This is a genomic window from Rothia sp. (in: high G+C Gram-positive bacteria), from assembly GCF_015265375.1.
GTDB lineage: Bacteria > Actinomycetota > Actinomycetes > Actinomycetales > Micrococcaceae > Rothia.
The window spans coordinates 1-7,399 of record NZ_JABZXW010000079.1; the positions used below are offsets into that span (position 1 = coordinate 1).

General features: G+C 62.4%; 7 protein-coding genes. All 7 read left to right on the plus strand.

Annotated elements, in window-relative coordinates:
• Positions 1 to 688: AAA family ATPase (locus HXO69_RS08250; RefSeq protein ID WP_296546455.1), on the plus strand; the 688-nt coding region annotated here is incomplete at its 5' end.
• Between the two features lie 140 nt (positions 689 to 828).
• Positions 829 to 2,640 (plus strand): depupylase/deamidase Dop, encoded by a 1,812-nt coding sequence (gene dop, locus HXO69_RS08255; RefSeq protein ID WP_296546457.1) that lies wholly within the window; start codon positions 829 to 831, stop codon positions 2,638 to 2,640.
• A gap of 245 nt (positions 2,641 to 2,885) precedes the next feature.
• On the plus strand, positions 2,886 to 3,080 hold the full coding sequence (locus tag HXO69_RS08260) for a ubiquitin-like protein Pup (RefSeq protein ID WP_049334195.1): 195 nt from the start codon (positions 2,886 to 2,888) through the stop codon (positions 3,078 to 3,080).
• Positions 3,081 to 3,106: 26 nt separating this feature from the next.
• The gene (pafA, locus tag HXO69_RS08265; RefSeq protein WP_296546458.1) at positions 3,107 to 4,579 is read left to right on the plus strand and encodes a Pup--protein ligase; all 1,473 of its coding nucleotides are present in this window, start codon (positions 3,107 to 3,109) and stop codon (positions 4,577 to 4,579) included.
• Between the two features lie 228 nt (positions 4,580 to 4,807).
• The gene (locus HXO69_RS08270; protein ID WP_296546459.1) at positions 4,808 to 5,863 is read left to right on the plus strand and encodes an FKBP-type peptidyl-prolyl cis-trans isomerase; all 1,056 of its coding nucleotides are present in this window, start codon (positions 4,808 to 4,810) and stop codon (positions 5,861 to 5,863) included.
• Between the two features lie 127 nt (positions 5,864 to 5,990).
• Positions 5,991 to 6,386, plus strand: coding sequence for an FKBP-type peptidyl-prolyl cis-trans isomerase (locus HXO69_RS08275; protein ID WP_005508667.1), 396 nt, complete (start codon positions 5,991 to 5,993; stop codon positions 6,384 to 6,386).
• Positions 6,387 to 6,602: 216 nt separating this feature from the next.
• Positions 6,603 to 7,399, plus strand: a 797-nt coding sequence (locus tag HXO69_RS08280) for a YafY family protein (protein WP_296546460.1), incomplete at its 3' end; no start/stop codon positions are given.

The window sequence follows — 7,399 nt, forward strand, 5'->3', positions numbered from 1 at the left end:
GTTCCGTATGCGCGGTTCGGGTCGGTCCTCCGATATTGAGACGACCATCGTGCCGCAGCTGCTTGCCGAAATTGACGGCGTGGAGTCCCTGCAGAACGTCATCGTGATTGGTGCAACCAACCGTGAAGACCTGATTGACGCCGCCGTGATGCGCCCTGGCCGCCTGGACCTGAAGATTCGCATCAACCGCCCGGACGCCGCCGGTGCCGCCGAAATTTTCGGCCTGTACCTGACCGAGGACCTGCCGCTGGACGCTGCGGAGGTGGCAGCCGCCGGATCCGTCCGCGCCGCCCTGACCTCGATGATTGCGGCGGCGGCAGGTCAGCTGTACGCGCGCACCCCCTCCACCGCGTACGCTGTGGCGACCGTGGATTCTTCCATGGTCGTTGGTTCTGGTGCGAGCGCGAACCTGTCCACGCACACGCTGTACCGCGGCGACTTCGCCTCGGGTGCGGTGATTCGCAATATTGTGGACCGCGCGAAGAAGGCGGCGATTAAGGAGCAGCTGCAGGCGCTGACCGCCGGTGCGGACGCAACGGGTGTGGGTATTGGTACCCGCCACCTGCTGGAGGCGGTACGCGCCGAGTTTGAGGATCAGGTGGATTTGCCGCCGCTGCCCGATATTGAGGATGCACTCACCGTTGCCGGTGTGCGTGGCCGCCTGGTGTCGGTGGAGCCGCCGCGCTAAACCGTGCGCCCGCACGAGCCGGGCGGCGCGCGCCCACTAAGCTGTGCGCTCAGCCCACACCGCGCGTTTACCCCGCTATACAACCAGCATTACCGCAGGTCCAGAGCCTTTAGATGGTATAGATTTTTTCAGGAGAACCCATGAACTCCACCCCCAGCTACGGCGTGCACCGCATTATGGGTGCCGAAACCGAGTACGGCGTCATCGCGCCTTCCGCGCCGGGCACCAACCCGACCGTGCTGTCGGCACTGGTGGTCAACACCTACGCCAAGCTTGCGTTCCGCCGCGGCGCCGCCTTCCGCGAGCAGCTGCAACGCCGAGCCCTGGCGGAGGAGCTGACCGCCGAGGAGGCACGCCAGGCAGAGAACTACTCGACCACCACCCCCGAGGGTCAGTGGTTGGGTGAATCCGAGTCGCCGCTGCGTGACGCGTTCGGCCAGGTTCAGGACGCATCCACCGCCCACTCGAGCCAGATGACGCACACCCGCACCGAGCTGACCAGCGAAGATATCGCCCTGGAGATTATGCGTGAGGCGGGCGTTCAGGCACCGGGTGAGCCCGCCGAGCCGCGGAGCGCCCTGGATGCGCTCGCCGGTGTGCACGGCCGCGGTGGTTTCCCGGAGCGTCTGGATTGGGACCGCGTGACCATGAACGCAATTCTGCCCAACGGTGCGCGTCTGTATGTGGATCACGCGCATCCGGAGTATTCCTCGCCGGAGGTTCTGACCCCCGCCGATGCGGTGCTCTATGACGCTGCCGGTGACGCGCTGGCGTACGAGTCGCTGGTGGAGCTGGGTAACCACGGGCAGGATTTGCCGCAGGTGAAGCTGTACAAGAACAACACCGACTCGAAGGGCCAGTCCTACGGCGCCCACGAAAACTACCTGATTAGCCGTGATGTTCCGTTTGAGCAGGTTGCGGAGGCGCTCCTGCCGTTCTTTGCGACCCGCGCGATTTTTACGGGTGCGGGCCGTGTGGGTATTGGTACGCACGGTGAGGTTCCGGGTTTTCAGATTAGTTCGCGTGCTGATTTCTTTGAGCGCACGATTGGTCTGGAGACCACGATTCGCCGTCCGATTGTGAATACGCGCGATGAGCCGCATGCGGATGAGTCGAAGTACCGCCGTCTGCACGTGATTCCGGCGGACGCGAACCTCTCGCACTATTCGAACCTGTTGAAGTTTGGTACGGCGGCGCTGGTGATGAACCTGATTGAGTCGCACAGCGAGCAGGCTCCGGTGCTGCCGGGCGTGCGCCTGTCTGATCCGGTGGCGGCGATGCATGCGGTCAGCCACGATTTGTCGCTGTCGGTTCAGCTGCCGTTGGCGCCTTCTTCGGCGACCCTGCCGAACCCGGTGTCCACGAGCGGTTCGGCGAGTGCCCTGCAGATTCAGCGCGCCTACTACGAGGCGTCCCGTGCGCATGAGGAGTCGAACCCGGCGGGTGTGGATGCTGCGACCGCGCAGATTCTCGACCTGTGGGGCGAGGTTCTGGACGCCCTGGAAACTAACCCGCTCTCGCTGGCGGATCGTCTGGATTGGGTGGCGAAGTATGCGCTGGTGCGCGGTTATGTCGCTCAGGGCGTAGATTATGCGAATCCGAAGTTGAAGGCTCTGGATTTGCAGTACGCTGATATTGACCCGTCGAAGAGCCTGTATCACCGTCTGGTGGCGCGCGGCCGTATGCGCACGCTGTTCTCTGCGGAGCAGGTGGAGCGTGCGACGACCGAGCCGCCGCGTGAGACGCGCGCGTTTTTGCGTGGCACTTTGATGGCGCGTTGGCCGGAGGAGATTCTGGGTATTAACTGGGATACGGTATCGTGCCGTGGCAGGTATTCGAAGGATCTGACTCGTTTTACGATGATGGAGCCGACCCGCTACGGTGCAGCTGAGGTGGAGCCGCTGCTGGACGAAGTAAACCATTCGGATGCGTTGCTGAACCGCCTGCGCTAGTAGCGCCTCACAGCCACTAAACCCACATAAACTCATATTCTTCCCCGGGGCGGAGACCCCCATTCGGAAGAGTAAAAACCACATAACCCATAGGTAGGGTGCAGTATCCAGTATCTGGTATTCGGGTCGCGACAATCGGCGCACCGCCTCCAGCAACGCATCTAAGCACCCCGCCTGACCCCATCACTTGACGTTCAGACCGCCCCCCCTAACCGGTCTGAACAAAACCCTTGAAGGAGAGAACCATGAGCCGCGAACGCATTAACGCGCAGCAGACCGAAACCACCGCAGCCGAGCAGGAGCAGGAACTGACCCTCGCTGCCTCCCACGTGGTTTCTGATGTGAGCGAGGTCGACGACCTGCTCGACGAAATCGACGGCCTGCTTGCTGAGAATGCTGAAGACTTCGTCACCGGCTTCGTCCAGAAGGGCGGCGAGTAACCGGCACGCTGCGCCGGGTCAGCATCATGGAACACCGCATTTTCGGCATTGAAAGCGAATTCGGGCTCAGCTACGTCCCGCACGGAATCGGTCGGCTGAGCATCGAAGAGTCCGCCGCCGCCCTTTTCAAGCCCGTCCTGGATCAGTGGCGTTCAACGAACGTCTTCCTGCCCAACGGCGGTAGGCTCTACCTTGACGTGGGTTCGCACCCCGAGTACGCCTCCGCCGAGTGCGGCAGCATTGATGAGCTGCTCGCGCAGGAGCGCGCCGGTGAGTTGCTGTTCGCTGACCTGGCGCGTACCGCCCGCAAGCGCCTGCTCGCCGGTTCGGAGGGCCGCCCCCTCGACGGTGAACTGTACCTGTTCAAGAACAATGTGGACTCGGCGGGCAACTCCTACGGTAGCCACGAGAACTACTTGATCAGCCGCAAACTGCAGTTCAACGACCTGATTGCCCAGCTCGTGCCGTTCCTGGTGACCCGCCAGATTCTGGTTGGTGCCGGTAAGACCCACCCGAACGGCGGCCCGGTGCCCGGTTCGACCGACCCGGCATCCAGCACGGGTGTGCCCTCGTACTCGTTCTCGCAGCGTGCCGACCATATTTGGGAGGCGGCATCCACCTCAACCTCGCGCGCTCGCCCGCTCATTAACACGCGCGATGAGCCGCACGCGGACGCTTCGAAGTTCCGCCGCATGCACGTCATTAATGGTGATTCGAACATGGCGGAGCCGACGACCCTGCTGAAGATTGCCAGCACCGACCTGGTGCTGCGCATGCTGGAGGACCGCTTCCCGGTCACCAGCCTGGATATTGTGTCTGTTCCGGCGGCGCTGCGCGCTATCAGCCACGATCTGACCGGCACCGCGACCTTCGAAACCACCGATGGTAAGCACTACACGGCGTTGAGCGTTCAGCGTCACTACCTGGATGCGGCACGCCAGTACGTGCAGCAGTACGGCGCGCACCACCGTCACGTGGAATACGCCCTGGACTTGTGGCAGCGCACCCTGGACGCTATCGAGTCCGGCGACTACAGCAGCATTGACACTGAGATTGACTGGGCGATTAAGAAGAAGCTTCTGGATGCGTATATTGCCCGCGCCCGCGCGGCTGGTCAGCCTGCCGATTATGCGAGTGCCCGCATCCGTCAGCTGGATTTGGCCTACCACGACATCGACCCGGAGCGTAGTGTTTTCCACGCGCTGGTTCGTCGCGGTGCGGTCAAGCGCATCCTGCCCGAGGGCGCCGCGGAGGCGGCGAAGACTCAGCCGCCGAGCACTCGCGCTCTGCAGCGTTCGCGTTTCATTAACGCGGCGGTTGCGGCGGGGGAGCAGTTCACCGTGGATTGGGTGCACTTGAAGCTCAACGCGTACCCGCAGCACACGCTCGTGTGTAAGGACCCGTTCGCGACCGGCAGCGAGGAGCTGGAGGAGGTGCTGAGCCTGCTGGAGTCTAAGGCGCGTCAGCATCAGGAGGCAGCATTCCCGCCGCCCTGCTAAACAGCACTGCTAGACGGCTCCCTAAACAGCGCCGCTAGAAACGCCCTGATGAGGGAAAACCCGCCGGCGGTCGGGGTTATTGGACCTTCGGGAACACCCCGGCCGCTACACAGCCTGAACACAGCTACGTGCCGTAGCATAAAACAGCTAAACCTATACCTGTAAACTGTTCTGTGGCACACGGGCACTCACACGCCCCACTCTCACAGAAAACCCCAGAGGATAACCATGACCAAACGCTCTAAGCTCACTATTTTCGGTGCCAGCGCGGCAGCTCTTGCGCTCGCACTGTCCGCATGTGGCGCACAGTCCAACAACGGCGACCTGTCCAAGGTGCAGTACACCTTGAAGAACGCGACCGCTGAGCCTGAGGCGTCCTTCGCGACTCCCTTCGCCGCTTCTAGCCCTTCCGCGTACGTGATTGAGGAAGGTAACGGCGAGTCCATCAACGATGGTGACTACGTGCTCGTTGAGGCTGCCGTGTTCAACGGCACCGACGGCAAGCTTAACGGTTCCACTTACTCCAGCGAGCCGATTCTGCTGCCGATTAACGATCAGCTGAAGCAGGCTGCACCGCAGGTGTACGAAACCTTGAAGAAGATTAAGGTTGGCGGTTCTTTCTCGTACACCACCAACGTTCTGCAGCAGCGCAGCACCGCGGGCGTGACCACTACGACCGCTTCGCCCGGCGCCGCAACTAACGTTGAGGTGTACACCGTGAAGACGAAGCTGCCCAAGTACGCAACCGGTAAGGCTGTTGAGGCTGACCCGTCGCTGCCGTCCTTCACCCTGGATGAGTCCACCGGCAAGGCTGAAATTAAGCTGCCCGATAACAAGCCGGAGGTCACCGAGCTGACCGCTAAGACCCTCATCGAGGGCGAGGGCGCCGAGGTCAAGGAAACCGACACCGTGTACGTGCGCTACATTGGCGTGCAGTACTCCGACGGTAAGGTCGTTGACGGCAACTACAACGCCGCCACCCCGATGGGCATCTCCCTGCAGGGCGTTATCAAGGGCTGGACTCAGGGTCTGAAGGGTAAGAAGGTCGGCTCCCGTGTTGAGCTGGTCATCCCGGCGGACCTGGCGTACGGTAACGACACCGGCGGTTCCAAGCCTTCGGGCCCCCTCGTGTTCGTGGTTGATATTCTGGGTGCGGAGGAGAACCCGCAGACCCTGCAGCGTGCTCAGGCGGCTTCTAGCGCGGCTGCTGCGGAGGCGTCCGCCTCGGCATCCGCTTCTGCGACCGCAACCCCGGCAGCGACTGCTTCGGCTACTGCACAGTAACCCGACGCCTACGTTTTTACGTCACATTTTTATATAGTGTTTTATACCGCGCTCGCCGCTTATCCTGTATGGGCGGCGGGCGCACCCACTATTTCGATTCATTTTGAACCAATCAAAGGAGACACCCATGTCTTTCGGTCAGCGTAACCTCGACCGCGAAAAGCCCGAAATCGATTTCCCCGAGGGCGACGCCCCCACCGAGCTGGTCATCACCGACCTGATTGAGGGCGCAGGCGCTGAGGTTGTTCCCGGCTCCCGCGTGCTCACCCACTACGTTGGTGTGGCATTCTCCACCGGTGAAGAGTTCGACGCTTCTTGGAACCGCGGCGAGCCGCTGCCGTTCCAGGTGGGCGTTGGCCAGGTTATCCGCGGCTGGGATGAGGGCCTGCTCGGCATGAAGGTCGGCGGCCGTCGTCGCCTGGAGATTCCCGCCGACATGGCGTACGGTGACCGCGGCGCTGGCTCGGTCATTAAGCCCGGCGAGTCCCTGATTTTCGTGGTGGACCTGCTGGACGTCCGCTAAGGACTAGCCAGGTTCTCGCGTAAGAGACGTGTAGCCCGGTGCTTTCTCCCGTTTGTGGGAGGGGCACCGGGCTTTTGCGTACCCGACTTTTGCATGCCGTGGTTTTGAACGCCTGGCTATCAGCGCGTCCGCGAGATTTTATACCCGCACACTCCTCCCGCAACCCGCCCCACACGCAAAGTAAGTGCCGCGGAACACACACGGTATGATGGAATCATGTCCACCGCAGCTCAGCTTTTCATGACCCTGAACCGCCTCGCCACCGTCGCCGAAGCCCCCGACGAAGCCACCCGCCGCAACGGTATCAGTCGCGACGAATTCCTCAGCCTCCTGGGCATCAAGACTTCCGCCCCGGGGGCCGCGCTCTCCGAGGCGAGCGAACGCGCCTTCGAACGCGCTAAGCAGACCCTGCGTGACGCCGGCGCGCGCATCACCCACTTCACCACCGACACCTCCGGACGCTACCGCCTCAACGCAGAAGCCCCCGACTCGCTGACCGCGTGGAACCCCACCGCCGAAGAATTCCGCCTCCTCAACGCCGAGCTGCGCGGCTGGGAAGGCACCGAACTGCAGGACGAGGCCTACCGCATCCTGCGCAAGATTGCGCTCACGAGCGAGCACCTCACCGACGAGGCGCTCACCGCGGCGAACGTCACCCGAATCGAAGAGATCAAACGGGACAACCAGCCGCCCCTCATCAAAACCGTCAAACAGCGCGCCCGCGACCTGCACGCCTACCGCGAACACATCCAGCGCCTGCACTTCAGTGACGACCCGCACCTCTACGAACTCTTCACCGCCTACGCCCAGCGCAAGACCCTCAATTTCACCTATCAAGGTAGCGATGGAGACATCAAAACCTACGAGAAGGTCAGCGTCGCCGGCCTCATCTACAGCTACGGGTCTTGGTACCTCGTTGCACACTTCCCCCTCGGCAACAAAACCCCCGAAGAGCGCAAGACCTACACCTACCGCACCGACCGCATCCGAAGCCTCGACGTGTTCTCAAGCAC